The 24,954-nt window shown below is 50.7% G+C and carries 25 protein-coding genes and 1 tRNA gene; 4 read left to right on the plus strand and 22 right to left on the minus strand.

Translation table 11 applies throughout. The annotated features are described in order from the left end of the window. Nucleotides 1-164 precede the first annotated feature (164 nt). Nucleotides 165-977 carry a sulfite exporter TauE/SafE family protein gene (locus CPY98_RS13845; RefSeq protein WP_043494243.1) on the minus strand — a complete coding sequence of 271 codons (813 nt, stop codon included), beginning with the start codon at nt 975-977 and terminating at the stop codon, nt 165-167. 345 nt (nt 978-1,322) lie between these two features. Here CPY98_RS13845 and CPY98_RS13850 point away from each other — a divergent pair, with 345 nt between their 5' ends. After that, nucleotides 1,323-2,060 (plus strand): aspartate/glutamate racemase family protein, encoded by a 738-nt coding sequence (locus tag CPY98_RS13850; protein WP_043494245.1) that lies wholly within the window; start codon nt 1,323-1,325, stop codon nt 2,058-2,060. Here the strand turns inward: CPY98_RS13850 and hypT are convergent. From hypT to prmB, 7 genes are all read right to left on the minus strand, one after another. Then, the gene (gene hypT, locus CPY98_RS13855; protein ID WP_043494248.1) at nt 2,043-2,939 is read right to left on the minus strand and encodes a hypochlorite stress DNA-binding transcriptional regulator HypT; all 897 of its coding nucleotides are present in this window, start codon (nt 2,937-2,939) and stop codon (nt 2,043-2,045) included. The two genes, CPY98_RS13850 and hypT, sit on opposite strands and share 18 nt — an antisense overlap. Nucleotides 2,940-3,017: 78 nt before the next feature. Next, on the minus strand, nt 3,018-4,181 hold the full coding sequence (gene iadA, locus CPY98_RS13860) for a beta-aspartyl-peptidase (RefSeq protein ID WP_096388111.1): 1,164 nt from the start codon (nt 4,179-4,181) through the stop codon (nt 3,018-3,020). Nucleotides 4,182-4,194: 13 nt separating this feature from the next. After that, nucleotides 4,195-4,659, minus strand: coding sequence for a YjiG family protein (locus CPY98_RS13865; RefSeq protein ID WP_025797773.1), 465 nt, complete (start codon nt 4,657-4,659; stop codon nt 4,195-4,197). Between the two features lie 4 nt (nt 4,660-4,663). Further along, the gene (locus CPY98_RS13870) at nt 4,664-5,344 is read right to left on the minus strand and encodes a nucleoside recognition domain-containing protein (protein WP_046448606.1); all 681 of its coding nucleotides are present in this window, start codon (nt 5,342-5,344) and stop codon (nt 4,664-4,666) included. Nucleotides 5,345-5,634: 290 nt separating this feature from the next. After that, on the minus strand, nt 5,635-6,462 hold the full coding sequence (gene mepA, locus CPY98_RS13875) for a penicillin-insensitive murein endopeptidase (protein ID WP_043494287.1): 828 nt from the start codon (nt 6,460-6,462) through the stop codon (nt 5,635-5,637). 46 nt (nt 6,463-6,508) lie between these two features. Continuing rightward, nucleotides 6,509-7,594: a chorismate synthase gene (gene aroC / locus CPY98_RS13880; protein ID WP_025797766.1), complete on the minus strand. Its 1,086-nt coding sequence runs from the start codon at nt 7,592-7,594 to the stop codon at nt 6,509-6,511. Between the two features lie 138 nt (nt 7,595-7,732). Then, nucleotides 7,733-8,665, minus strand: a complete 933-nt coding sequence (gene prmB / locus CPY98_RS13885) for a 50S ribosomal protein L3 N(5)-glutamine methyltransferase (RefSeq protein ID WP_025797764.1) — start codon at nt 8,663-8,665, stop codon at nt 7,733-7,735. A 242-nt stretch (nt 8,666-8,907) separates the two neighbouring features. Here prmB and smrB point away from each other — a divergent pair, with 242 nt between their 5' ends. Then, nucleotides 8,908-9,450 (plus strand): endonuclease SmrB, encoded by a 543-nt coding sequence (gene smrB / locus CPY98_RS13890; RefSeq protein WP_040045550.1) that lies wholly within the window; start codon nt 8,908-8,910, stop codon nt 9,448-9,450. A gap of 61 nt (nt 9,451-9,511) precedes the next feature. Here smrB and sixA read toward each other — a convergent pair whose 3' ends face one another. From sixA to CPY98_RS13910, 4 genes are all read right to left on the minus strand, one after another. Continuing rightward, entirely contained in the window at nt 9,512-9,994 is a 483-nt protein-coding gene (gene sixA, locus CPY98_RS13895; RefSeq protein ID WP_043494257.1) for a phosphohistidine phosphatase SixA, read from the minus strand. Nucleotides 9,995-10,372: 378 nt separating this feature from the next. Beyond that, nucleotides 10,373-12,520 carry a fatty acid oxidation complex subunit alpha FadJ gene (fadJ, locus tag CPY98_RS13900; protein WP_096388114.1) on the minus strand — a complete coding sequence of 716 codons (2,148 nt, stop codon included), beginning with the start codon at nt 12,518-12,520 and terminating at the stop codon, nt 10,373-10,375. Beyond that, nucleotides 12,520-13,848 carry an acetyl-CoA C-acyltransferase FadI gene (gene fadI, locus CPY98_RS13905; protein ID WP_046448610.1) on the minus strand — a complete coding sequence of 443 codons (1,329 nt, stop codon included), beginning with the start codon at nt 13,846-13,848 and terminating at the stop codon, nt 12,520-12,522. Before fadI ends, fadJ begins: the two co-directional genes overlap by 1 nt. Nucleotides 13,849-14,206: 358 nt before the next feature. Next, the gene (locus CPY98_RS13910; RefSeq protein ID WP_074399238.1) at nt 14,207-14,503 is read right to left on the minus strand and encodes a YfcZ/YiiS family protein; all 297 of its coding nucleotides are present in this window, start codon (nt 14,501-14,503) and stop codon (nt 14,207-14,209) included. Nucleotides 14,504-14,907: 404 nt separating this feature from the next. Between CPY98_RS13910 and fadL the strand changes: the two genes are divergently transcribed. Beyond that, nucleotides 14,908-16,230, plus strand: a complete 1,323-nt coding sequence (gene fadL / locus CPY98_RS13915; protein WP_043494264.1) for a long-chain fatty acid transporter FadL — start codon at nt 14,908-14,910, stop codon at nt 16,228-16,230. A 117-nt stretch (nt 16,231-16,347) separates the two neighbouring features. Here the strand turns inward: fadL and mlaA are convergent, their stop codons facing one another. The 10 genes from mlaA to ccmA all read right to left on the minus strand — a co-directional run bounded on the left by mlaA (nt 16,348) and on the right by ccmA (nt 24,431). Further along, nucleotides 16,348-17,109 (minus strand): phospholipid-binding lipoprotein MlaA, encoded by a 762-nt coding sequence (gene mlaA, locus CPY98_RS13920; RefSeq protein ID WP_043494267.1) that lies wholly within the window; start codon nt 17,107-17,109, stop codon nt 16,348-16,350. 122 nt (nt 17,110-17,231) lie between these two features. Then, complete coding sequence (gene ccmI, locus CPY98_RS13925) at nt 17,232-18,443, minus strand: c-type cytochrome biogenesis protein CcmI (RefSeq protein ID WP_046448611.1); 1,212 nt, start codon at nt 18,441-18,443, stop codon at nt 17,232-17,234. A gap of 2 nt (nt 18,444-18,445) precedes the next feature. Continuing rightward, nucleotides 18,446-18,925, minus strand: coding sequence for a cytochrome c-type biogenesis protein (locus tag CPY98_RS13930; protein ID WP_369828323.1), 480 nt, complete (start codon nt 18,923-18,925; stop codon nt 18,446-18,448). A gap of 5 nt (nt 18,926-18,930) precedes the next feature. Beyond that, the gene (locus tag CPY98_RS13935; protein ID WP_025797743.1) at nt 18,931-19,482 is read right to left on the minus strand and encodes a DsbE family thiol:disulfide interchange protein; all 552 of its coding nucleotides are present in this window, start codon (nt 19,480-19,482) and stop codon (nt 18,931-18,933) included. Then, nucleotides 19,479-21,452: a heme lyase CcmF/NrfE family subunit gene (locus CPY98_RS13940; protein WP_096388116.1), complete on the minus strand. Its 1,974-nt coding sequence runs from the start codon at nt 21,450-21,452 to the stop codon at nt 19,479-19,481. The genes CPY98_RS13935 and CPY98_RS13940 overlap by 4 nt, the downstream gene beginning before the upstream one ends. Further along, nucleotides 21,449-21,955: a cytochrome c maturation protein CcmE gene (gene ccmE / locus CPY98_RS13945; RefSeq protein ID WP_040045542.1), complete on the minus strand. Its 507-nt coding sequence runs from the start codon at nt 21,953-21,955 to the stop codon at nt 21,449-21,451. The genes CPY98_RS13940 and ccmE overlap by 4 nt, the downstream gene beginning before the upstream one ends. Continuing rightward, nucleotides 21,952-22,191, minus strand: a complete 240-nt coding sequence (gene ccmD, locus CPY98_RS13950) for a heme exporter protein CcmD (RefSeq protein WP_025797738.1) — start codon at nt 22,189-22,191, stop codon at nt 21,952-21,954. The genes ccmE and ccmD overlap by 4 nt, the downstream gene beginning before the upstream one ends. Continuing rightward, nucleotides 22,191-22,946: a heme ABC transporter permease gene (locus CPY98_RS13955; protein ID WP_025797736.1), complete on the minus strand. Its 756-nt coding sequence runs from the start codon at nt 22,944-22,946 to the stop codon at nt 22,191-22,193. The genes ccmD and CPY98_RS13955 overlap by 1 nt, the downstream gene beginning before the upstream one ends. A gap of 208 nt (nt 22,947-23,154) precedes the next feature. After that, nucleotides 23,155-23,814, minus strand: coding sequence for a heme exporter protein CcmB (ccmB, locus tag CPY98_RS13960; RefSeq protein ID WP_025797734.1), 660 nt, complete (start codon nt 23,812-23,814; stop codon nt 23,155-23,157). Further along, entirely contained in the window at nt 23,811-24,431 is a 621-nt protein-coding gene (gene ccmA, locus CPY98_RS13965; RefSeq protein ID WP_096388118.1) for a cytochrome c biogenesis heme-transporting ATPase CcmA, read from the minus strand. Before ccmA ends, ccmB begins: the two co-directional genes overlap by 4 nt. A 368-nt stretch (nt 24,432-24,799) precedes the next feature. Between ccmA and CPY98_RS13970 the strand changes: the two genes are divergently transcribed. Then, nucleotides 24,800-24,874, plus strand: a tRNA-Arg gene (locus tag CPY98_RS13970). Nucleotides 24,875-24,954 lie beyond the last annotated feature (80 nt).

Consider the following 24,954-nt stretch of genomic DNA (forward strand, 5'->3'; position numbering starts at 1 on the left):
CAAAGGAGCGAATCCCGATGAGCTTACTCAAGTAAGTGATTCGGGTGAGTGAGTGCAGCCAACGCTGATGCAGCTTCAAATATGACGGATATGAGGAAATTATCTCACGCTCACCGCGAAGGCGCACTATCAATAGCGTTAATACGCAAATAAAGTGTGGTTATTTAGAACCAATGACCTAGCCATTGCATAATTTCTGGCCCATGGTTGTCATACATCAGCTTGCAGGTCATCGCCAACGACACAAACACGATCATCGGCCTTATCAGCTTTTGCCCTTTACTCAGCACCATTTTTGCGCCGGTTCTAGCGCCAATCACCTGCCCCACCAGCATAACCAAACCAATCGACCAAATCACTTTACCGCCGATGATAAAAAACATCAGCGCGGCCACGTTGGAAGTAAAATTCAAAACCTTGGCATGCGCCGTTGATTTGGCGAGATTAAATCCGCATAGCGTGACATAGGCTAACGCATAGAACGAACCCGCACCAGGGCCAAAAAAGCCGTCATAAAAGCCCACGCAGCCGCCAGCCACGATAGCAAACGGGATATACGATAACCGGCGCAGACGATCGGATTCACCTAATCGCGGCGTGAGCAGGAAATAGACACCAATTCCCGCCACCAACAGCGGCAGCATTTGGCGGAGAATATCAGCTCGAATATTCTGCACCAGAATCGAGCCGATCATTGACCCCACAAAGGTCAACGCAATCACCAGTTTCTGGTCGTTTAAATCAACGGCTTTACGGCGGATAAAATACAGGCTGGCAGAAAACGAGCCGCCCACCGATTGCAGCTTATTGGTTGCTAACGCCTGCGCTGGCGGCACGCCCACGGCTAACAGCGCGGGAACGGTTAATAGCCCACCGCCTCCAGCAATGGAATCGATAAATCCCGCCAGCATCGCGACAAAAAAGAGTATCCCTAATAGTTCAGGACTTACCGGTAGCCCACTGATTAAATCCATCATCTATCACCCATATTTCTTGCCAAACATTTGTTCGTTGTTCACGCTGAATCTAGCAGCATGAATTCTTATTATTTAGCGCACCGGTGACGCCGAGTAAGCAGCGCGAAATGGGTGCTGTATTGTGATTCGCCGCACACCTTACGCTGTACGTAACAAAAAATAAACATCACAACCAGCAATGTTCAACTTTCCCTCGCCAATCTTCATTATCATTTTTCATAACCATTTTATTAGCGCTCATTTACCTATGCGTTTTGCGCATTGCGGCTAAGCAATCGGCATTTATCCTTTTAAGTTCAGATTGATAGTGTGTGAAGCAAGTAAACGATCAGTGAGGTTGAATATATGCAACACACAATAGGTATTCTCGGTGGAATGGGCCCCGCCGCCACGGCAGATATGCTGAGTAAATTCGTGCATTTTCGGCATGTAGGGCAAGATCAGCAGCATATTCCGATTATTGCCTGCTCGATCCCGGATATTCCCGACCGCAGCGCGTGTCTGCTTTCCGGTGGCCCTTCGCCCTATGATTATCTTGAACGCTATCTGCATATGCTCGAGGGCGCAGGCGCTGAGTGCATCGTCATTCCCTGCAACACCGCACATTACTGGTTTGAACGCCTTCAGCACAGCGCCCATGTCGAGATGATTAATATTCTGGATGCCACATTGGCCGAACTGCCTCAGCATAGCCAAACCGTAGGATTGCTAGCAACCGACGCCACGCTGGCTACCGGGCTTTACCAACGCAAACTGGTGCAGCAGGGGAAAACGTTATTCGTTCCTGAAGGGAAACATCAGCGCGCGGTGATGCAGGCGATCTATGCCTACAAGGCAGGCGATCTTTTGCTGTCTCAAACATTGTTATTCCCGCAGATTGAGGCGTTGATTGAACGTGGCGTAGATACGCTGATTATGGGCTGTACGGAAATCCCGCTGATTATCAACACCGAGGTAGCGCGATTTAACTGTACCTTTATTGACTCAACCGCCGCACTGGTGAGGGCGGCGATCCGTTGGTACGAAGAAAAAAATGGGGAAACGGTTTCCGCTGAACGCCCTGAATTACTCGGTGTGGAATAGTTTTTTCAGATCGCGCCAAAAGCTTTCCGCCGTCATGCTCATACGCGTATCCATCCGGTACGCGTAAGCATAAATAGGAATAGTGAGCGCCTCTTCGTCCAAACGTATCAACGTTCCCTGCGCCAACTCAGGTGAAATCAAACAATCTGGCAGCCATGCCACCCCAGAGCCATCTAGCGCAACCTGCTTTAATAGCTCGCTCATCGATGAAACAAATACGGTCCGAAAATTTAGATGCGTATTTTTGGCCAACATTCGATTGACCAAACGTCCCATGTACGACGTTTGACTGTAATTTAGCAGTGGAAAATCGTGCTGTTCCAACGAGTAGAGTGGCTGTCCTAGCGCATCACAGGCGCAAACCGGAAACAGTTGGGCTTCGAATAAGCGAATATGTGCGAAAGGTGCTTGCAATAAATACTCGTCGTGATAGGAAAATATAAAGTCGCTTTTCCCTTCACGCAGCGTGTTAACCGCGCTATCCACATCTATCGCTTCAACGGCGTAGGCAAACCGGCTCGGCATTTGTTTCACAATGGAGGGGAGCAGTCCTAAGGATAATGAATGCGCAGCCGCTATTTTAATTTTATGCTCAATAAAATCGCTGCCGCCGCGCAGCTCGGTGAGGTTGCTTTCAAGCTGCTGTAATAAATTTCGTACCTGCGAGTGAAATACCTTACCGGGTTCTGTCAGCTGTAGGGGGGAGACTTCTCGGTTGAATAGCTCGACGCCTGCGGCCTGTTCTAAGGAACGAATTCGACGGCTGAAAGCGGGCTGCGACAGATTGCGCTTTACCGCGGCCTGAGAAAAATTGCGGCACTCCTCCAAGGTTAAAAAATCATACAGCCATTTCGTTTCAATATTGTGCACAATGCTCATCTCAATTCCTGTTGTCGCACCGAGTCTCTTCCCAAACATACTATTAGCATGAGGATCGGCGCGACAACAGACAAACCGTTATTCGAAGGTTCCTTTCACACAGGCTTTGCCCTCTTGCACCATCAGACGCCCGTGGGCGTAAACCTGATGAATTGCCAGCGCCGGTGTTAACACCACGAAATCAGCGTCTTTACCCACCGAAATTTCACCTTTGCTTTCCAACCCAAGGAATTTTGCCACGCTGCGGGTAAAGGGAACTAACGCATCAGCAAGCGGCATATTTTGAACTTGAACCAATGCCACCAGCGTTTCTAACAGGCTCTCAAAGCCCGCCACACCAATACCGGTGAGGTTGCCTTGTGCATCAAAGACGGGCTGGCTGCCATTACCGTCAGAACTCACAGAGAGCAAATCCAGCGCGACGCCTGAGTCTACGGCTCGCTTCACCGCCTGTGACGGCGTAACAGGGCCTGGGATCCCACTGGTGATATCGATATGCCCGCCTTTTAGTGCAAACTCGATGGCTGCATCAAACAGGGTTTCACTGCGATTAACGTGGGTCGGCAACAGCTTGCTCATAGGTACATCGCTGTTCTCCAGAATGGCGTAGAGCGGCGCTAATCCTTTTTTGCTGCTTCCCATATGAAATACGCTGATGCCCGCTTTGTTACCCAGTAATCCACCCACCCGTGACTGAGCCGCCATGTTCGCTAATGCGGCGTCATGCGGCGCTGAAGAACGGTGATCGGATACCGCGCACTTCACGCCGATAACGCGGTCAATCAAAGCCACGTCGCGCTCAATGCTGCCGGTGATCGTCGGCGACGGAATGCTGTAGGCCCCCGTCAACATATAGGCGGTGATCCCCTCTTCGTTCAGCGCACGTGTTTTTGCTAATAATGACTCAGGATGTCGCGTTACCGAATCTGTGCCGAGCAGGCCAATGGCCGTTGTCACGCCCGCCTCAACCAGCTTTGATAAACGCACCTCCGGCGTGCGCGTGGCAGGCCCTGCTTCACCGCCGCCGCCGATGAAATGAATATGCTGATCGATAAATCCGGGACAAAGTATCAAGCCGTTTAGATCGACAATTTTACAGTCGGGCAAAACATCGCTCGGGATCTGCGGAGCAACGGCTAAAATCTTGCCATATGCCAGTAACACATCCTGCACACCCAATGACTGAGGTGCATAAACCTGAGCCCCACGTAACAACATAAATCCTGCGGAAGTTAAGTCCATTTCCGGATCCTCGTTATCTCACAATCAGTTGCATAACCCAGATCGACAGCAGTGAATTAATCACGCAAATGCCGATAATGTGGGGATAATATTTGGCGTTAACTTCAGCCGTACCGAGGCAACGCCCGACGTTTTGTACCGGATTTCCCATCAAGTAGATGGCAGGTAATAACACCGTAACGTCATGTCCACTGAGCGTTCCCGCCGTCACTAAACTGGCGGCAACGCCAACCGCACCGCCCATGCTCAGCAACGACGCTAGCAAAACCGTCGCCGCCTCTCCGGGCAATCCCCATAGCGCCATTATCGGCTGACAAACGTCGCCCACTAAAGTGAGCAATCCGGTAATTTTCAATGCTTGAATAATAACGAATGCCATCACCACGTTAGGCAGTAAATTCGTTGTTGCGATGGTAAAGCCACGCCGGGCGCCATCAATAAACATATCCATCACATTTTTACGTACTTGAGCCGTCATGGTTTTATTCCTTATTTTTGACTACGCGCTGCTCAGCCACATTGATATATATTCGCAGAATGTTCGCACCAACAAATTTAAATAATAAAATAACGCCAAGTGGAACAATTACCGACGTTCCTAAAAAGGCAAATACGGCGACGCCTGATGAAAAATAGTTAGTAATAATGGCGCTTCCGCTGGTTTGGTAGGCGGCAAAAATAACTTTTTCCTGCTCGGTGATTTCACCATCCTGTGCCAGTTCTTTGGTCATCCCTGCTGCTGCATCGGTATTTTGTAGGTTGGCAATCAGCGCCAGCGAACAAACTCCGGGGATACCCAGCAAAGGACGTAATATGGGCGTCATCAGCTGCTGGGCAGCGCGCAGGCCGCCGAGCCCATCGGTAACGGCAATAATTCCCAGCGATAAAATCACCGACGGTGCCAACTCAAGCGCAAACAGAAAACCATCTTTAGCGCCCGTCCCATTTACACCTCGGAATGTTAATGCTGTCTTGGCACTATCACCGTTTACATGCCCGAAGGAACCATTGAGAACGGTAAAATCAAAAACTCGCCACCAGCCATCGCTGCCGGAAAATACACCAGAAAAGAAAATAATGGTGAGAAAAAATGAAAGGTAGCCTACCCACGTGACTTTTATTTTCTGGCTGGGTATTGCCAGTTCTGCTTCTTGGTTTGCCATATATTCCCTGCCCTGTGTTTGCAAATATATCCCGCCATACTTGAAATTACCGTTTTGATGCAATGTCAATTATTTGGGATATAGATTAATAATGTTTATGAAAATCTATTCTGCACTTCTCCGAGCGCTTAATAATTTAAATAGCGTGGTCAGATGATCGATTTCGAACATAGCATGTGATGAATAACGTGGGAAAATGCAAGAATGGTTTTTGCTATGCAAAAAACGCATAGCAAGGGGGATGACGATAAAAAAACGCCCCATAATAGGAGCGTTTTTATTTCACGGAATTAACCCGCAAAGTGGTTATCCAACAATGCCTGACACGATGGTGGCAACGGTGGTGGCGTAGATGGCCTTGATGGTTTACTGCCCGGAGGCGGTGGCTGGAACCAGCTTGCCAATTCCGCACCACAGCCATCACCGGCCGGTGGTGGCGTTTGGTCTTCGCACTCCAGACTATTTGCCGGACAACGCAAACGCACATGCATATGCGCGCGATGCGCAAACCAAGGTCGCACCTTGCGCAACCAATCACGGTCGCTGCCTGCGGTGTCACACAGTTTTTGTTTAATCGCTGGATTAACAAAGATGCGCGTCACTTCGTTATCTTTGGCCGCCAGCTTAATCAGTTCACCGGTCTCAGGACGCCACTGTGATGGGATCACGTTGCGGCCATTCACCGCCACTAAATCAATCGGCGTTGGCTTCAAAAGCTGTTGCTGGCTCCAGCGCTGTTTAGGCAGCTGTAGCCAAATATCAACGTCTAGGCCAGATTGGTGGCTCGCATGGCCGCCGTTGAAACGCCCACCGGCAGGCATCGCCATATCCCCAATCAGCAGCGTCCCCATTTGGCGTTGATTCACTTCTCCCGCCAAACGGTTAATAAACGCTAATAAATCTGGATGTCCATAGTAGCGGTGCTGATCGGGACGCATCACCTGATAATCATTAGCCTGTAGCGGCAACGGGTTCGCTCCTACGATACAACCATTGGCGAAACCACCAATCGCCTGCGCCGCTCCCGGCACGGGCTGAGTAATTTGCTGCCACGGCGTGAGCGCCATCGCTTGTGCGCTGACGGCTAGCGCAAACAAACCCGCCATGTAATGCTTCATTCTTTGCATAAAAGACAACCCATCATCAAAATGAGCCCAAGGCCATTTAGAAACGAGGAACGTTAGAAATTACGTCCCCACACTGCGCACGTTGGCGCAGCAAATGATCCATCAGCACGATCGCCATCATCGCTTCCGCAATCGGCACCGCACGGATCCCAACGCACGGATCGTGACGCCCACGCGTCACCATTTCAACGGCTTCGCCTTGGCGATTGATCGTTCTGCCCGGCACCATGATGCTAGACGTCGGCTTTAAGGCTAAGTGCGCAACAATATCCTGTCCGCTACTAATGCCGCCCAAAATGCCACCAGCGTGGTTGCTTTGAAAACCTTCCGGCGTAATTTCATCGCGATTTTCACTGCCGCGCTTATTCACCACCGCGAAACCATCACCAATTTCAACGCCTTTAACCGCATTGATGCTCATCAGCGCATGGGCTAAATCCGCATCTAAACGATCGAACACCGGTTCGCCTAAACCCACGGGAACTTGTTCAGCAACCACGGTCACTTTAGCCCCGATGGAGTCGCCCTCTTTTTTCAGCGCGCGCATCAGTTCGTCTAAATTTTCGAGCTGAGAAGGATCGGGACAAAAGAACGGGTTTTGTTCTACCTGTTCCCAATCTTTGATTTCACAGGTGATATCACCCATCTGAGTCAAGCAGCCACGGATCTGAACGCCGTATTTTTCTTTTAAGTATTTTTTGGCAATCGCGCCTGCAGCAACGCGCATCGCAGTTTCACGCGCAGAAGAACGGCCGCCACCGCGGTAATCGCGCGTACCGTATTTTTGTTCGTAGGTGTAATCCGCATGGCCAGGACGGAATAAATCTTTAATAGCGCCGTAATCTTGCGAACGCTGGTCGGTATTTTCAATCATTAGCCCAATGCTGGTGCCGGTGGTAATACCTTCAAACACCCCAGAAAGAATACGCACCTGATCGGGTTCACGGCGCTGCGTGGTATAGCGCGAAGTCCCCGGACGGCGGCGATCTAAATCGTGCTGGAGATCGGCTTCGGTCAAAGGAATGCCCGGTGGCACGCCGTCAACGATACAGCCTAATGCGATACCATGTGATTCACCGAACGTGGTGACACGGAAAAATTGCCCAATGCTATTGCCTGCCATGCGCGGCTCCTTAGCGTTGTTTTCTGACTTGCAGATGAATGTTGTGTTTTAGTGTCATGAATCGCGCAGGGTCGCTCTGCCTCTCCTTTTCAATAAGAAGAGGCGCATACCTGCGCGATTTGCACGCGTAACCTGTTTCTACGAACGGTAGAGCGCGAAGTGCGGTGCACAGTCGATCAGTTGCTGTTTGGTCAACATGAAGACGCCGTCGCCGCCGTTTTCAAACTCTAACCATACAAATGGAATTTCTGGGTACTGATCCATCAGGTGAACCATGCTGTTACCCACTTCGCAAATCAGCACGCCATCATCGGTAAGATAATCAGGCGCACAGGCCAGAATGCGACGCGTCAGTTTCAGTCCATCGCTGCCCGCGGCCAAGCCCAATTCTGGCTCGAAGCGGAACTCTTCCGGTAGATCAGACATATCTTCTTCATCCACATACGGCGGATTAGTGACGATCAGATCGTATTGCAGCGGCGGCAACTCGCGGAACAGATCGGAGCGGATCGGCGTAACGCTTTGATCCAGACCATGCTCCTGAATATTTTGCTCGGTGACAGACAGAACGTCCGTTGAAATATCAACGGCGTCAACTTCGGCTTCTGGGAATGCATAGGCGCAAGCAATCGCAATGCAGCCGCTGCCGGTGCACATATCTAAAATGTGGCTTGGGTTATGGTCGATAATGCCGCTGAAACGGTTGTCGATCAGTTCACCAATTGGAGAGCGCGGAACCAGCACGCGCTCATCCACATAGAATTCATGCCCACAGAACCACGCTTTGTTGGTCAGATAGGCAACCGGAATACGGTCGTTAACGCGACGGATCACGCGCTCAACGATGCGATGACGTTCGCTCAACGTTAGACGCGCAGAGCGCATATCTTCAGGAATATCCATTGGCAGGTATAAGGTCGGCAGCACCAGTTGCACGGCTTCGTCCCACGGATTATCAGTGCCGTGACCATAATAGATATTCGCTGCATTAAAACGACTGACGGTCCAGCGCAGCATATCTTGAATGGTGTGCAGCTCATTCACCGCTTCATCGACGAAAATCTTGTCCAAATTAGCCTCCAACAGACCTGTTCTTTGACCCCATGCGCGCCGTAAAAGCGGTCATGAAGTCTCAATAATGAGAAAAGTAAGCAATCCCGTAGTTTGCCATGAAGAGCCCCACAAATCAGCAGGAATATAGCTGGCATGGATATGAGCGCCTATCGCTGCGGAAAGATTGGCGACGAGTTTTTCTTAGATGCTGCGTGAAGTTTAGATACACTACGTGTAAGAGTGACTAAGGCAGATTAATAATGAAGAAAAATAAAACAATCAGCGGTGAAGATGCCGCCCTTTTTCGTGAGTCCATCAGTGGAGCACGTAAGATCGCGCAAGACACCGTGGTACACAAGCCTAAGCGCAGTACACGCAAAATAGCGCCAGAAAAAATGCTGCAAGAGCAAATTGATGCCAGCTTCTATTTCTCAGATGAATTTCAGCCACAGTTAGATAGCGAAGGGCCGATGCGTTATATCCGCCCCGATGCCAGCCATTTTGAGCTTAAAAAACTGCGGCGCGGAGATTATTCACCCGAGCTGTTTTTAGATTTGCATGGTTTAACTCAGCTGCAGGCAAAGCAGGAACTGGGCGCGCTGATCGCAGCATGTCGGCGGGAACATGTGCATTGCGCCTGCGTCATGCACGGTCACGGCAAACATATTCTTAAACAACAAACGCCGCTTTGGCTTGCTCAGCATCCAGACGTAATCGCCTTTCACCAAGCGTCCCGCGAATGGGGCGGCGATGCAGCGTTGTTAGTGTTGATTGAAATTGATGAGCGGGAAGAACGTCGGTAATCGATGGGTGTGGCGGCGATGACCGCCACATTGCCAAAAGCAGATTGCCAAAAAGAGAACGCTAAACTTTCGCCAAGACCTGCGCAGGCCCAACCTGCCAGTCAAATACGCCGCGTTCGGTGCTGATATCGAAAGAGACACCGGCAATCGCAGACGTTGCAAACATCGGCGGGGCTTCTTCTGGACAGAGCTCAGAAACCAAATAGCCAACCAAAGGCAGATGTGAAATCACCAACACGCTGCCAACACCGGTTTTCGCTAACGCTTCTAGATAGCATCCGACCATAGCGGGATCGCCGCCTGGCGTTAGCTCTGGCATCACCTCAACATTTTCAGGTAATGCTAAGCCTTCACGTACTGCCGCCAGCGTTTGCTGGGCTCGCAGATAAGGGCTCACTAACACTTTTTCAATTTTGCATGATTGCGTCTGTAGCCAAGAGGCCATACAGACTGATTCATCGTGACCACGGGTCGTCAGAGGCCTAATTGAATCGCTAGCTGCTTCAAGAGCGGCCTCACCATGACGCATAATAAAAACTTGCATATTGCACCGCTATTGTTGGCTGAATCCTGTACCGTCAGGCCAGAGGGCATTTGACGGTCGGGCATTCTGCCTGATTCGACACAGAATTAACACGCTAATTTTACCGCGCGTTAGTCACGCGGACTGAAAACATCCACGTGGGTATTGATAACAGCACACATAACTGCTGTTTATCTTTTATCCAATATCTAAATATACTACGAAACGCCGCTCAGCGCATCAGCACCGATACCGTCAGTCCAAGGCCGTAAATTACCTTGCACAGAATTGCCTGTATAGAGGCAAACAATGAAAGAGTTGCAAGCAGTGATCGACCTCTCATTCCCAGATAAATGCTTGCAACCAAGCAACATGCAGTTTTATATGAAACTCTACGAATTACGAATAAAAGCGCTGATTTTGCTCTTTCATCCGCAACAATCTCTCACACGGCGTGAAATGTGTTCCATGGCGCACACTGAGCGTCTGCAATATCTCAATCACGTTATCAATGCCTAAACGGTCCATATAACGGAATGGCCCACCCAAAAACGGAGGGAAACCGATGCCAAAAACGGCACCAATATCGCCATCTCTGGCGCTGCGAATAATCCCTTCATCTAAACAGCGAGCAGCTTCGTTGAGCATCAGCATCACGCAACGCTGAAAAATATCTGCGTCACTCATTTGTGGTTTCGGCGTCACACCGAGCAATGAATAAACTGAGGTATCAACCTCTTTCTTGCCCTTTTTCCCTTTGGCTTTATAGAGATAAAAACCGCGGCCGTTCTTACGCCCTTTACGGTTATCTTTAATCAAGGCATCAAACGCCGCGGGTGCCGCAAAGCGCTCGCCCAGTTCAGCCACCAGAATGGGAATGATTTTGGTGCCCACGTCGATACCCACTTCGTCCAACAACGCAAATGGCCCCACAGGGAAGCCGCCTTTCAGCATCGCCTGATCGATGCCATTGATGGACTCCCCTTCTAATAAACAGCGTGCCGCTTCGCTGATATAGGGAGCCAAAATGCGGTTTACGTAAAAACCGGCACGATCGCCGACGACAATCGCCGTTTTGCCCTGCTTGTGCGCCAATGCCACCGTGGTCGCAATAGTTTGCTCGCTGGTTCCTGCATGTGGGATCACCTCCACCAGCGGCATTTTGTCTACCGGACTGAAATAGTGCAGACCGATCACCTGCTCAGGCCGTTGTGCCTGCGCCGCAATCTGACTAATCGGCAGCGATGACGTATTCGAGGCAAAGACAGTATGCGCGGCACCATATTGTTCAATATCAGCCACCATTTGCTGTTTGAGTTTCAGATCCTCAAACACCGCCTCTATCACCACGTCCATCTGATTAAATCCGCTGTAATCCGTGCAGCCGGATAACAACTGCATCTGCTTTTGTCTCTCAGCCGGGCGCATACGACGAGCGCGAACCCGCTTGGTCAACGTATCCCAGCTGTAGCTGAGTGCGTGGCTAATTCCCTGCTCGCTGATATCTTTGATACGCACCGGCAATCCGCCGCGCGTGGCCGTAACACAGGCAATACCGCCGCCCATCAGCCCGCCGCCTAATACGCCGATATGATGTAATGCATGCGGTTTTGCGGCACCTCCAGCCTCTTTTTTCAGCGATGTAGAAGCGAAGAACAGGCTACGTAACGCCGCAGACTCTGGCGTCATAACCAGCTCACCAAACGCCTTCGCTTCAGCTTCATAACCACTGGCGCTACCGTGTTCTAACCCTTGGCGCACCACCTGAATAATTTTTTCCGCCGCCGGATAGTTGCCCTGCGTCTTGGCTAATGTCTTCTTACGCACGATGCTAAACAGCAGCGAACGCCCTAATGGCCCGTTAAGCAGACGTTCGATCACTGGCAGTTCAGGGCGGGTACGCCATCCCTGACGTGCCAATTGGATCGCGCTTTCCAACAGAATCGAAGCAGGAACTGCATCATCGACCAGCCCCATTTTCAATGCCTGCTTCGCACGCACATGCCTACCGGTCAGCATCAAATCTAAGGCCTGCGAAGCGCCGATCAAACGCGGCAATCGCTGAGTACCGCCTGAGCCAGGCAGCAAACCAAGCTGAACTTCTGGCAGGCCTAGTGCGGTTTTATCATCCAGTGAACAAATACGACGATGACAGGCTAATGCCAGTTCCAAGCCGCCGCCTAAGCAACCGCCGTGGATAGCCGCGACCACAGGAATAGAAAGCGCGGCAATCTTCGCCATCGTAACCTGCCCTTTTTGTGCCAATGAGCGCGCCTGTTGCTCACTTTGGCAGGCATCAAGCATGGTGATATCCGCACCGGCAATAAATGAATCCGGCTTTCCAGAAATAATCACAATGCCCTGTAACTTGTGCGTTTGCGCCTGTTGCAACACGTCTTCGATCTGCTGCACAAATTCTGCTTTAAGCGTATTCACGCGCTCGCCGGGCACATCGATGGTAATCACACCGATATCGTTGTCTACCACGCTAAAACGAAAAGCGCTCGGCTGAGTTTCTTGCATGGCGAGGTTTTCCTGAACTGACATTATTCCACCTCCACGATCATGGCAGCACCGAGCCCACCCGCGGCGCAGGCGGTCGTCAGCCCAAGCCCTCCGCCGCGACGGCGTAATTCATTCAGCGTCTGTGTGATCATGCGCGCTCCGGTGGCGGCAAAAGGATGTCCATACGCAATAGAGCCACCTAATACGTTGAACTTATTCATATCGACTTCACCAATCGCCTGCGGGCGGCCCAATTTTTCGCGCGCAAACTCATCGCTGGCAAACATTTTTAAATTCGCCAACGTTTGTGATGCAAAAGCTTCATGCATATCAATCAGGGTGAGATCCTGCAACGAGATACCGGCGCGATCTAATGCCAGCGGCGTCGCATACGACGGCCCAAGCAGCATATCCTCCCAAACATCGATCGCAGAGAATGCAAAGCTGCGCAGATAGCCTAACGGGACTAACCCCAGCTCACGCGCGCGTGATTCACTCATCATCAGCACCGCGGCGGCACCATCGGTTAATGGCGTACTGTTCGCCGCCGTTACGCTACCGTGGCGGCGATCGAAGGCGGGTTTAAGTTTGCTATAAGAGGCCATAGAAGAATCGCTGCGCACGTTATTGTCTTTATCGAGCGACTGCTTGTAAGGCGGAATATAGGCAGTGATAACTTCATCGCGCAAAACGCCTGATTCCCACGCTTTCGCCGCTAAAGTATGCGAGCGATGCGCCAAGGCGTCCTGTTCTTCTCGGCTAATGTGATGGCTTTTTGCCATCTGTTCCGCGGTGTCGCCCATACGCAGCCCGGTTGAATACTCCGCAACCGCAGGAGGCACTGGCAGGAGATCGCGTAGCTTCAGCTTGCTGAATAATTTCAAACGTTGGGACAACGTGCGCGCTTTGTTGGCATCGACCAGCGTGCGCGCCAGTGCCTTGCTAACGCCAATGGGGAGAACCGAGGACGAATCAGCGCCCCCCGCAATACCCACAGAAATGGTACCCGCCATAATGCTCTCTGCCACGTTGGCTATTGCCTGAAAACTGGTGGCACAGGCTCGCGATACGCTGTAAGCGTCGGTATGAATGCTCATTCCGGTACCTAAAACAATTTCTCGTGCAATATTCGGTGCTTCTGGCATTTGCACCACCTGCCCAAACACCAGTTGATCGATAGCCTCAGGAGAAATATTGCTGCGAGCCAGTAATTCACTCACGACCATTTTGCCTAAATCAACGGCAGGAATGCCATGAAACGCCGTCGCTTGACGAGCAAAGGGCGTTCTTAGTCCCTGCACAATCGCGATGCGATCGCCTGTGCGAGTCGTCAGAGCCAATGGGGATGACAAAGGAAGTGCCTGACTCATTTTGTGCTCCTGCGCAATACGCTAAAAATACCAAAATTGTTACCAAACCCTGAACGATGAACGTGGGGCGAACATGATTCGCATCTCGCTTTCAGTTAACAGGTCTGACCTGATAGCGTAAATTCTTAACTCAATTTTTACATTTAGCAAACAACAAAACGTAAGAACTGAGACCAGAAGCAGGTTTCTTATTCAGAGAGAATGTGGGAGAAGGAGAATAGATTTCGAGGAAATAATATAGCTAGTGAATATATGCACGGATAAAAATAGAAATACAGGCACATTAGCGGCTTTATTTAAATATAAAAAAAGCGCGGCCTAAGCCACGCTTAAAATACGACCAACTCACGCGATGCGATTAACGCAGGCCAAGTTGGAAAATTAGAGTTTCAGCTTCACAGGCAAAAGCAAAATCAACGGTCAGCGCATAGCCTTCTGCTGTTTTAGTGATGTTGCTCTTAATTTCACATGGGTCTGATTCAATACCACGTGCTTTTTGTGTCAGCTGTTCCAGCATGGCTTTCGCATCAGCTTCCGTAGCAAATACATTGCTATAGGATGCGGTGCAGTCGGTGTTATCCATGATGGTGCCGACATCAACGCAACAGCAAGCGGCTGTTTCTTGTGCACTGCATTTTTTAATAGCATCAGTCATTTCAATCATCTCCTCGATGGGGAATGAACCCCTTTTATATCGCCAATTATGATCTGGCTCAAAAAATATAAAAACTGTGGGTATTTTACTCCTCTCCCACCACAGAGACTAGTGATATGCCAGATGAATGACATTAAGTGAGCAAAATCACATTATTTGGCGGTTATTTCTCCGCACTTGTAATCAGTTCTTTATTAGTTCCGTTGTTTTTTGTTACAGAGATCTCTTTTCTTGAATCAATTTGGAAATATTTAATAAACATTCTTGCAACATACCAAGAGGTCAGACCTATACTCAGCTCACTGGTCTGATTTGTCAGATCGAACTCGGACCCTACAATCCGCGCTCCTTGTTACAGTACGTAACATAGTTTAAATAAAACACACAATAATGAGGTTTCGGTCATGCGCCAGAAAAACCTGTTTACTAAGTCAGCATTAGCTGCAGCAGTGGCACTGCTTTCATCAAACGTCAATGCCGCTGGTTTCCAGCTGAATGAGTTCTCAGCCGCTGGCTTGGGCCGAGCCTATTCCGGTGAAGGCGCCATCGCAGATACCCCGGCATCTGCCAGTCGCAACCCGGCACTATTGAGCATGTACGATCGCCCAGCGATGTCTATCGGCGGCGTATTTATCGATCCAGACGTTGATATCTCTGGTCGTTCTCCAAGCGGTCAGAGCCTGAACGCGAAAAACATCGCACCAACCGCATGGGTACCTAACTTCCATTACGTACAGCCGATCAACGACCAATGGGCCGTAGGCGCGTCTGTCACCTCTAACTATGGTCTGGCAACCGAGTTTAACGATAACTACGCAGCAGGCTCTATGGGCGGTACTACCGACCTGACCACTGCTAACCTGAACCTGAGCGCAGCATACCGTGCCAACGAGCATTTCAGCTTCGGTTTAGGCTTTGATGCGGTCTACGCCAAGGCTAAGATTGACCGCTACGCAGGTGACCTGCCGCTGCTGATTGCAGGTTCAGGCAAGTTGCCACCAGCTCTTGCGGGCCAGGTCGCACAAATCCCTGCGAATACTCAGATCAGCCACCTGAAAGGTGATGAGTGGGGCTTTGGTTGGAACGCAGGTATCCTTTATGAAGTGGATGAAAACAACCGCTTCGGCTTTACCTATCGTTCAGAAGTCAAAATTGACTTCGACGGTGATTACAAAAGCGACCTGCCATCTTCTCTGAACGGCATTGGTTCAATGATTGGTCTGCCTGCGGGTACCGATGGCAGAACCGTTCCAGGTTCTCTGACCTTAAACCTGCCTGAAATGTGGGAAGTCTCTGGTTACCACAAAGTGGCGCCACAGTGGGCCGTTCACTACAGCCTGGCATACACCAGCTGGAGCCAGTTCCAAGAGCTGAAAGCGAAAGGTTCTAACGGCCAGACGCTGTTCTATAAAGACGAAGGCTTCAAAGATGCTTACCGCATCGCGATCGGTACTACTTACTTCTACGACGACAACTGGACCTTCCGTACCGGTATCGCGTTCGATGATAGCCCAGTACCAGCCGGTACTCGTTCTATCTCGATTCCCGATCAGGATCGCGCATGGATCAGTGCGGGTACCAGCTACGCCTTCAACAAAGATGCTTCTGTTGACGTAGGTGTTTCCTATATGCACGGCTCAAAAGTGACCATCAACGAAGGTCCATACGAGTTCAAGTCCGAAGGTAAAGCGTGGCTGTACGGCGCTAACTTCAACTACGCGTTCTAATTTTTAAAACGCATCGCTATCTAAAAGCGCCCTTCTGGGCGCTTTTTTGTTTGGGAAAATATAAGTTTCAGGCATAAAAAAAGCGCCCTAAGGCGCTTTCTCACATCAAGCTTAGCGTCAGTTTGAATCGATATCTTTCAAGTCATCCTGAATCGCGGACGCATTCGGATTGATTGGCGCGGTTAGCTGTCCACCGGTTGCCAAGAAATCGTAGCGTTGGAAATACGCTTCGCGCATAAAGATATAAGGATCTGAAGAATTTTTCAGCAGGCCATCAGAATCCAGTAACTGTGCACGCGTTTCGATACCTTCAACCACCCATTTACCCGCAGACATCCAGAATGTCAGCCAGCTTAAGGTTGGATACAGATAGTCAACGTAGTCACCGCCGTCCTGACGTGGCGTCACGCTGCCGTAACCCGGAAGCACAACATACGGGCCATAAGGCACGTCGTAATAACCTAGCGTGCTACCAAAACGATGCGGCTCCTGCTTCGCTAACTTAGGATTCGCCATCGTGGCAACGTCAATGAAGCCGCCCATACCTAAAATAGTATTCAGGAAGAAGCGGTTAAAGTGCACGAAGCCATCGTAAACCTTGCCTTCAAGGAAGCTGTTCACCATGCTAGCCGGTTCTTCAAGGTTGCTGGTGAAGTTCGAGATACCGGTTCTTGCAGGCACGGGTACGTAGTCTCGCCAAGCGACGGCGACAGGACGCAGTACATACGGGTCTAGATAGTCATAATTCACGCTAAACATCGCGCGGTTAAAACCCTCTAACGGGTCAGATCGCCCCTGGGCTTCTGGTTTAGATGAACTAGACGCACACCCCGCCAGCAATACGCTTGCCAGAGCCACTCCTGTCAGCCGAAGTTTCATATCTTCTCCATGAAAAGGGACCGCTGATAACCGGCTGAAAATTGACTCTGCCGTCAGCGATCCTCATATTTTTATTCTGATCGTTCTTATGCCCAGATGCTTAGGTCTTTGCAACAGACGATTTATGGTACTTGATGATCAATCTGTACGCTAATCTGACTCTCTTTATTATAGGGCATAACCGCACTTTCACCGAACCAGTCACCCGGTTGCGGATTGGCTAAACCATCTCGAGAGATCCGCGCACGCACCTTCACCTGCTTTTGTGCCGAAAGCAAACGCTCTGGCATCATGGCATTCGCATCGGATAACGATACCGTAACCGGGAAATGCCCCAAAGGCAGCTGTTTAACCGCCACAGGAATAGGCGCAACGCCATCGGTTACAGACACCACCAGTACCGCCGTGGGCGGCAATTGGCGTTCGACATCCGGTGACAGATTAATCGTAACACTCAGCTGCGTATTATCCTCACCAGACTGCGCTTTGGCTTGCTCAATGCTGCGCTTTAACACTTCGCGGCGGCTATCATTTTCCGGCAACACGCGCAGCATCATCTCCCACGCACCGATTGCTTTCTTATAGTCACCCTGCTCGAAAGCATTAAAGGCTAACAAACTGAGAACCCGCACATCTTGATGGTTGCGCGCCATCATATTGCCCAACATATCCGCCGCTTGTTTATTGTCTTCAGGATCGTTGGAACGGGTGAGCACTTCTGCGTAACCCAATGCCACTTCCGGCTCATTCGGTGCTAACTGATACGCATGGGAAAAGGCCTGAGTAGCGGTCGTTGCATTATTCAGCGCCATACCGATACGGCCTAACATTACCCAGTCAGCCACATTGCGCGGATCGGTTTGCAGCTCGGTACGCAAGCCTAATCCTAAACGCGCAATCTCTTCCATCGTCAGCGGCTGCTTATCTTCATTCATCACGCGCTCACGCAGGGAAGGCATTTCGCTCATGACCAAATTCCAGCCCTGAACCTGCGCCAGACCGCCGGTTTTAAGATAAAAACCAACGGAAATCAGCACCAAAATGACCACGCCCGGCAGTAACACCCAGCGGTTTAACGGCTCAGGTTTCGCCGCTTGTGCATCAGGCACATCAGACAACAGATTTTGCTGTAGTTCCTCAATCATCACCTGACGCTCAGCCACCACGCCCTGCTCTTCGTCTTGCTCAAGCTCTTGCAAACGCTGATGGTAAAAACGCGTATTAAGGCGATCGCGATCTTCCGGCAGATCGCGCTGAGGCTGACGTAGCACTGGAACCAGCAATAATGCGGCAGCGATAATCAACAAAACTAAAACTATCAACCAAAAAGCCATTATTAATGTTCCCTGTCGCTGTCGTTAAGTAGCTGGTTTAAACGTTGTTTCTCGGCCTCGCTGAGCGTCTCGCTGCTCGATACCTCAGGCTCGTTAGGACGGCGACGGCGTGCTCGGGTAATCACCACGATAGCGCCCAGTAAAACAAACAGCGCAGGACCAGCCCAAAGAATAAGGGTCGCCGCGGTTAACGGCGGCTCATAGGTGACGAAGTTGCCATAACGCGCCACCATATATTCAGTAATCTGCTTGTTGGTGTAGCCCTTTTCCATCAGCTCATACACTTTCTGACGCATATCGGAGGCGATGATAGCGTTAGAATCTGCGATGCTGTTGTTCTGGCATTTTGGACAGCGCAGCTGTTCGGTTAACTCACGATACTGCTGCTCTTGTTCCACGCTTTTAAAGCTATAGGTATCTATGGCTGCCCATGCGCTCACCGAAAGCATAATGCCCGCCAGCGCACTAACCCATCGTAGCATTCGCATTATTTAGCTCCTTCATATTGGCGGTATAAAGGCTCGATCTCTTGTTGCCATACGCGATCGTTGAGATCGCCCGCATGGCGATAGCGAATAATGCCATTGCCATCGATCAGGAAAGTTTCAGGTGCGCCATAAACGCCGAGATCCAAACCCAACATGCCGTCGCCGTCATACAGGCTTAACGCATAAGGATTCCCTAAATCATTCAGCCATTTGACCGCTTTCTGGCGGTCATCTTTATAGTTCAGCCCAACGACGCGGATCCCTTTCGCCGCCAGCTTATTCAGATACTGATGCTCGGCATAGCAGGTTGGACACCATGTCGCCCATACGTTCAGCAACATCGGTTTGCCGTCGTGCAGCACGCCTTGGTCAAAGGTTTTGCCCGGCTGATCCAACGATTCCAGCTTGAATTCAGGAACAGGTTTACCGATCAACGCAGATTCCAGCATGGTGGGATCTTCCCCACCCGCGTTGCGCTGTAGCTGGATAACAAACGCCAGCACCAGCAGCATAAATAACACTAACGGGATAAAGAGCAGCTTGCGATTCATGCTGTTTTCTCCGCTTTCTCTTGTTGTGCCTTTTCTTTACGGCTTGAGCGATAGCGCGGGTCGAGCATGCATAACACGCCGCCAATCGCCATCAGCACGCCGCCGTACCAGATCCAGCGCACAAAAGGCTTGTAATAAAGACGCACAGCCCACGCGCCGTCATCGAGTTCTTCACCCAATGCCGCATACAGATCGCGAGTTAAACCGCCGTCAATGGCCGCTTCGGTCATCATGCTGCGCGCGGTCGCGTAGTAACGTTTTTCAGCACGCAGAGTGGCCTCTGGCTTACCGTCGCGCGTAACATCAATGATGCCCACCCCGCCGGTATAGTTCGGGCCTTTGATGTCATGCACATCGCGGAACACAAAGTGATAATTGTGAATATCGACGCTATCACCAGACTTCATGCGCACATCGCGCTCGATGCTGTAGCTTTGGCTAAAGGCGATACCAATTACCGTCACGGCAACGCCCAAATGGCCTAGCACCATGCCCCAGTGGCTGCGAGGCAGTTTAGTCAGCCCCTTCCAGAAACCGTGGCGATGCGTAGCGCGCTCGTGTAATTCCATCAGCGTAAGAATCACTACCCAGAATGCCATCAGCAGGCCAACCACCGTCATACCTTCAACGCGGTCCTGCATCAGCCAAGGCAGCAGCACGGAAAGGATCACGGTCACAATCATCGCAACCAACAAACGTTTCCAGAACTTAGCCGGTTCATCACGACGCCAGCGCACTAACGGTCCAACGCCTAGCAGCAGCGCGAACGGCGCCATCAGCCAGGTAAACATCGAGTTAAAGAAAGGCTCACCGATGGAAATACTGCCCAAGCCAAGCTGTTTATGCACCAGCGGCAACAACGTCCCTAACAGCACCACCAGCATGGCAGCAACTAACAGTACGTTGTTTCCTAGCAAGAAGGTTTCGCGTGAAAACACCTCGTGCTGCGTGCGGCTACGAACCTGCGCACCTTTGACCGCATACAGCAGCAATGAGCCACCGATGACGATAACCAAATAGGCCAGAATGAACATTCCACGCGCCGGATCGGAAGCGAATGAGTGCACTGAAACTAATACGCCGGAACGTACAAGGAACGTCCCCAACAGGCACAGAGAAAAAGCCGTGATCGCTAGCAGCACCGTCCACGCTTTGAACGTCCCGCGTTTTTCAGTTACCGCCAACGAGTGCAGCAGCGCCGTACCCGCCAGCCATGGCATAAAGGAAGCATTTTCTACCGGATCCCAGAACCACCAGCCGCCCCAGCCCAGCTCGTAATAGGCCCAGGCGGAACCTAAAACAATGCCCATGGTGAGGAAAATCCATGCTGCCATCGTCCACGGACGTGACCAACGCGCCCATGCGGTATCTAAGCGCCCCGCCATCAGTGACGCAATGGAGAACGCAAAGGCGACCGAGAATCCAACATAGCCCATATACAGCAGCGGTGGATGGAAAATCAGACCAATATCCTGCAACAGCGGATTCAGATCGCTGCCGTCAATAGGGAAGTTCGGTAACGTGCGCGTAAAGGGGTTGGAGGTGAGAATAATGAACAGCAAGAAGCCGACGTTAATCATCCCCATCACCGACAGCACGCGTGCCACCGAGTCCTGCGGCATGCTGCGGCTAAATAGCGCCACGGCCAGCGTCCAACAGCTTAACAGCAGCACCCAGAGGAGAAGCGATCCCTCATGTGCGCCCCACGTTGCTGCGATGCGGTAATAGACCGGAAGCTGGGTATTCGAGTTTGCCGCAACGTAGGACACCGTAAAATCGTTGGTAATAAAGGCATACACCAAACAACCAAATGAAATCGCAATGCTAAAGAACAAGCCATAGGTCAATGGACGCGCCACCGACATCATACGCACGTCTTGTCGCGCGGCCCCCCATAGCGGATAAATGCTCAGCAATACGGAGAGCGCTAATGAGAGCGATAGCAGGAAATTGCCAATTTCAGGGATCATGACTGCGGGCTCCCCGCATTCGCATTGCCACTATTCTGCTGATAGGAATCAGCTGGGCGATTATGGTTTTGCTCCATCGCTTCTTTTACCTCAGGTGGCGTATATTTTTCATCGTGTTTTGCCAACACTTCTTTGGCATGCACCACGTTGTCTTCACCCATCACGCCTTGTGCAACGACGCCCTGCCCTTCGCGGAATAAATCCGGCAAGATGCCTTCGTAAGTCACACCAATAGCGCCATGCGCATCGTAGATTTTAAATGAGACTTTCAGGCTTTGCTGATCGCGTTTCACCGATCCGGGCATCACCATCCCGCCAATACGCAAACGCTGACCCACTTCAGGCTTCTCATGGTTTTCACCTTTACCCTGTAGGATCTCCGTTGGCGTATAAAACAGATCAATATTCGAGCGCAATGCATAAAGCACCAAAGTGATCGTCACTGCCAAGCCGAGTAAAACGACAATGGCCAGATAGAGGCGACTCTTACGACGCGGGTTCATGATGATTGCTCTCCTTGTGAAGCTGACGAAGCGCGCTGCTGACCCTGCGCTTGTTTCATTCGCTGTTCACGCGCCTGATGGCGGCGAACTTCAGTCAAAATTTGGCGGCGTTGCCACTGGGTATGGCAAACCAATAAAAGTAATGGGATAAGCGTTGCGGCAACAGAAAGCCAAACGTAAAAGGCATAACCGCCCATCGCGAAGAAATCCTGCCAAGAGGAAAATGCTGGGCTCATCAGGAACGCTCCTTAGGCTGATTTTTTAGGCGAGGGTTCACTAACGCATTCACCCAAGGACGTCTACGCTCTTGCAGTAAAATTAAATTGCGTAAACGCATCAACGTTAAGGTGATGAAGAAAAACAGGTAGCCGAAGATCGCCCAACGCAGCGGATAGCGCATGCTCGGATCAATGGTATTTTGCATATTGGTCGATCCCTGATGCAGGGTATTCCACCACTCAACGGAGAAATGAATAATCGGCAGATTGACCACGCCAACGAGAACCAGAATACCGGCGGCGCGACCAGCAGTACGGCGATCCTCAAAGGCGTTATACAACGCAATGGCGCCTAAATAGAGGAACAGCAGCACCAGCTCGGAGGTTAAACGCGCATCCCAAACCCACCACGTTCCCCACATCGGCTTGCCCCACGCCGATCCTGTCGCCAGCGCAATAAAGGTAAACACCGCGCCAACCGGCGCCATTGCTGCGCTGACCAGATCGGACATTTTCATCTGCCAGACCAAACCGATAAACGCCGCAATCGCCATGGAGGCATAGATCCCCATCGACCAGATAGCCGCAGGCACATGGATGTACATAATGCGATAGCTATTACCCTGCTGGTAATCGGACGGCGCATAGCCAAAGCCCCAGATCCAACCCACTAACAGGCATACCGCCCCGGCTAATCCAAGCCACGGGACGAACTTACCGCAAAGATGATAAAGCCGCTCAGGCTTGGCAAGCTGATGTAGCCATTTCCACATTGAGATTTATGCTCACAAAACGAAAAATTTTTGTCTCGGCGTCACTGCCGAAACCCCACAAAAAGGCGCTGTCTTCTACTGCTTGCAGGCTCTTTTCAGACAATCTACTTTCATACCGCAATACATATTCGTTCGTTAGTTTGACGCATGATACTAGCGACAAACAAAAAGGTTTTGTTAATAGCTGAATTCGGCTTTACCGAATACGCTATTGCACGCTAACCCGAAGCGCAGCTGCCGCAGCAAAAGGCGACAGCGTAATACTTCCCGCCAGCATCGCGCCTAAAATGGCCAAATATCCACCGATAGGCATTCCCATCGAAGCCGCATCAATTGCCGACGTCGCAAAAATCAGGATAGGTATATAAAGAGGCAGCACCAGCAAGCTCAACAAAACGCCGCCTTTGCGCAATCCAACCGTTAACGCAACGCCAATCGAACCAATAAAGCTCAACGTCGGGGTGCCAAGCAACAGCGTTAATGCCACAGCCCACCACGTTGCCATATCAAAAGAGAGCAATAGCGCCACTAACGGAGAAAGGATTAGCAGCGGTAGTCCTGTCACCAGCCAATGGGCCAATACCTTTGCCAACACCGTTAACGCTAGCGGAGATGGCGTGAGCATCAGTTGCTCTAGGGTGCCATCCAGATAATCGTCTTTAAACAATCGTTCTAACGAAAGTAACGCCGCCAGCAAAGCCGCAACCCAGACCACGCCTGGGGCGATACGCGCCAACAGCTGGGGTTCAGGGCCGATACTTAATGGAAACAGCGTAATGACAATCAAAAAGAACCACAGCGGATTAATAATTTCAGCGCCGTTGCGAAAGGCAATTTTCAGCTCGCGGCGCAAAACGGTCATGATCATAGTGCCGTTTCCTCTCCGCTTAGGCGCAACTTACGCATGCGATAATCCAAATCCTGGTGCGTGGTTAGCAAAATAATGCCTCCCGAGCGCGTGTGTTGCTCAAACAGTGCGATCAACTTCGCCACGCCGGATTTATCAATGGCGGTAAGCGGTTCGTCTAAAATCCAGAGCTTGGCTTTACTCAGCCAGAGTCGCGCCAGCGCAACTCGGCGCTGCTGCCCGGCAGAAAGCTGGGCAACGGGAACGTCTTCATAGCCGATAAGATCAACCTGAGCCAGTGCGTCCCAAATCGCATCTTGATTATTATCGCCTTGCACTTCTTGATAAAACGCGAGGTTTTCGAACGGCGTTAACACCGATTTCACCCCGGCCTGATGGCCAACATAAATCATCTGCTGTTGATACTCTTCGCGCTGTTTACGAATAGATTTTTGTTGCCACTGAATATCGCCACTTTCAGGCTGAGACAGTCCGGCAATCATCCGTAGCAAGGTGGTTTTTCCTGCCCCATTGGGACCTTCTATTTGCACCATTTCACCCGCATTAACCTGAAAACTAAGCTGGCTAAACAGCACTCGCTCGTCACGGCTACAGGTTAGAAGGGAGATATTCAGCATCGAAGAATGTATTCCTAAAATCGAGATAGCACATCATATCATAAGCCTATAACAGCTCGTACCCCGCAGCCTGTGCGAAAACTACCCACATGGAGGTAAAATTCCGCGTCAGATCAAGGAGTGATATCACACCCTATCCAGCAGAGCACCGCCAATAGTGAGATTAGCACGCCTCCCTCTCCACCGATGCAGCGTTACGGCGAGTTACATTTGATTAATATATTTCATAAACACATAACATTGGGGAATATCGAAAAGAGAAAGTAACGCGCTTTACGAGGAAAACTTCACAAGATTGGTGACAAAGCAGGCAATCAACACCAACCACACTTATTCTATTGATAAAAATGCGTATAATGGCGGCCGTTGTCCTCTTAGTTAAATGGATATAACGAGCCCCTCCTAAGGGCTAGTTGCAGGTTCGATTCCTGCAGGGGACACCATTCTGAGTTCTCAAACCATCTCACGAAGTCCATTATTCCTTTAAATTCAAACAATAAAATTGGATCATAGTCTAAGGAAG

Source organism: Hafnia sp. CBA7124, assembly GCF_002355555.1.
Lineage (GTDB): Bacteria > Pseudomonadota > Gammaproteobacteria > Enterobacterales > Enterobacteriaceae > Hafnia > Hafnia alvei.

Excerpts from the sequence above, each read along its gene's own strand:
- CPY98_RS13845 (WP_043494243.1), bottom strand. The coding sequence starts at position 977 with ATGATGGATTTAATCAGTGGGCTACCGGTAAGTCCTGAACTATTAGGG.
- CPY98_RS13850 (WP_043494245.1), top strand. The coding sequence starts at position 1,323 with ATGCAACACACAATAGGTATTCTCGGTGGAATGGGCCCCGCCGCCACG.
- hypT (WP_043494248.1), bottom strand. The coding sequence starts at position 2,939 with ATGAGCATTGTGCACAATATTGAAACGAAATGGCTGTATGATTTTTTA.
- iadA (WP_096388111.1), bottom strand. The coding sequence starts at position 4,181 with ATGGACTTAACTTCCGCAGGATTTATGTTGTTACGTGGGGCTCAGGTT.
- CPY98_RS13865 (WP_025797773.1), bottom strand. The coding sequence starts at position 4,659 with ATGACGGCTCAAGTACGTAAAAATGTGATGGATATGTTTATTGATGGC.
- CPY98_RS13870 (WP_046448606.1), bottom strand. The coding sequence starts at position 5,344 with ATGGCAAACCAAGAAGCAGAACTGGCAATACCCAGCCAGAAAATAAAA.
- mepA (WP_043494287.1), bottom strand. The coding sequence starts at position 6,462 with ATGAAGCATTACATGGCGGGTTTGTTTGCGCTAGCCGTCAGCGCACAA.
- aroC (WP_025797766.1), bottom strand. The coding sequence starts at position 7,594 with ATGGCAGGCAATAGCATTGGGCAATTTTTCCGTGTCACCACGTTCGGT.
- smrB (WP_040045550.1), top strand. The coding sequence starts at position 8,908 with ATGAAGAAAAATAAAACAATCAGCGGTGAAGATGCCGCCCTTTTTCGT.
- sixA (WP_043494257.1), bottom strand. The coding sequence starts at position 9,994 with ATGCAAGTTTTTATTATGCGTCATGGTGAGGCCGCTCTTGAAGCAGCT.
- fadJ (WP_096388114.1), bottom strand. The coding sequence starts at position 12,520 with ATGTCAGTTCAGGAAAACCTCGCCATGCAAGAAACTCAGCCGAGCGCT.
- fadI (WP_046448610.1), bottom strand. The coding sequence starts at position 13,848 with ATGAGTCAGGCACTTCCTTTGTCATCCCCATTGGCTCTGACGACTCGC.
- CPY98_RS13910 (WP_074399238.1), bottom strand. The coding sequence starts at position 14,503 with ATGACTGATGCTATTAAAAAATGCAGTGCACAAGAAACAGCCGCTTGC.
- fadL (WP_043494264.1), top strand. The coding sequence starts at position 14,908 with ATGCGCCAGAAAAACCTGTTTACTAAGTCAGCATTAGCTGCAGCAGTG.
- mlaA (WP_043494267.1), bottom strand. The coding sequence starts at position 17,109 with ATGAAACTTCGGCTGACAGGAGTGGCTCTGGCAAGCGTATTGCTGGCG.
- ccmI (WP_046448611.1), bottom strand. The coding sequence starts at position 18,443 with ATGGCTTTTTGGTTGATAGTTTTAGTTTTGTTGATTATCGCTGCCGCA.
- CPY98_RS13930 (WP_369828323.1), bottom strand. The coding sequence starts at position 18,925 with ATGCTACGATGGGTTAGTGCGCTGGCGGGCATTATGCTTTCGGTGAGC.
- CPY98_RS13935 (WP_025797743.1), bottom strand. The coding sequence starts at position 19,482 with ATGAATCGCAAGCTGCTCTTTATCCCGTTAGTGTTATTTATGCTGCTG.
- CPY98_RS13940 (WP_096388116.1), bottom strand. The coding sequence starts at position 21,452 with ATGATCCCTGAAATTGGCAATTTCCTGCTATCGCTCTCATTAGCGCTC.
- ccmE (WP_040045542.1), bottom strand. The coding sequence starts at position 21,955 with ATGAACCCGCGTCGTAAGAGTCGCCTCTATCTGGCCATTGTCGTTTTA.
- ccmD (WP_025797738.1), bottom strand. The coding sequence starts at position 22,191 with ATGAGCCCAGCATTTTCCTCTTGGCAGGATTTCTTCGCGATGGGCGGT.
- CPY98_RS13955 (WP_025797736.1), bottom strand. The coding sequence starts at position 22,946 with ATGTGGAAATGGCTACATCAGCTTGCCAAGCCTGAGCGGCTTTATCAT.
- ccmB (WP_025797734.1), bottom strand. The coding sequence starts at position 23,814 with ATGATCATGACCGTTTTGCGCCGCGAGCTGAAAATTGCCTTTCGCAAC.
- ccmA (WP_096388118.1), bottom strand. The coding sequence starts at position 24,431 with ATGCTGAATATCTCCCTTCTAACCTGTAGCCGTGACGAGCGAGTGCTG.